Raw genomic sequence first — 716 nt, forward strand, 5'->3', positions numbered from 1 at the left:
AAAGTTCCATCGACTTCGGTACCGATGCTGTTCTATCTGACAGTTACTTTTCAACAGATGATTCACACTTTCAATCATAGCCCTCTTTTTTAGCATGAGTTTATCCACTAACGTGATCCATTGATTTTTCATCTTCTTTACTTTTGTGAAAAGATGAATTCCCTTTTGCATGAGAGTATGAGTCAGTTTTTCTGAAATATCCCCTCTATCTGCGAATGCTTTTCCTTTCATCCCTTCTACCATTTTTGGAACGGGTTTATGATCATCCCTATTGCCAGTTGTCAACTTAAATGCGACAATTTCTGCCTGATGATTAATCACAAGATGGAGCTTAAACCCAAAGAACCAACCGATGGTTGTTTTTCCCCACTTAGCGTGACTCTTTAAAGACACGATGGGAAGAGGCTTGTTTGACGCAGACAACCCGCTAATCCTTTAGAGTCTAGCAATAAAATCCCTTCACAGACACCTGGGTGTTCTTGGGTAAAGCAAACCATAGGAAAAAATGCTTGAGGTTTAGTTAAAAAAATCTTGAGTACAAGATAAGGAAATAAATATTTTAAAGTTATTTTTACAGGGTTTAAGTAGAAGTGTTTAAATGTTCTGTCATTGAAACGATGAAAGAGAAGCAAAATCGTTAGCACTTCACTTAAAGGTCTTCTAAAAGTTTTTTTGCGAATTTTCCTTTTTGTCTAATCCATTTGTTTTTGGGAACA

General features: G+C 36.5%; 1 protein-coding gene. It reads right to left on the minus strand.

Features of this window, described 5'->3' with window-relative positions; genetic code table 11:
• Positions 1 to 423, minus strand: a 423-nt coding sequence (locus tag BU804_RS08395; protein ID WP_143298967.1) for a transposase, incomplete at its 3' end; no start/stop codon positions are given.
• Positions 424 to 716 lie beyond the last annotated feature (293 nt).

Source organism: Candidatus Protochlamydia sp. W-9 (genome assembly GCF_001950615.1).
Lineage (GTDB): Bacteria > Chlamydiota > Chlamydiia > Chlamydiales > Parachlamydiaceae > Protochlamydia > Protochlamydia amoebophila.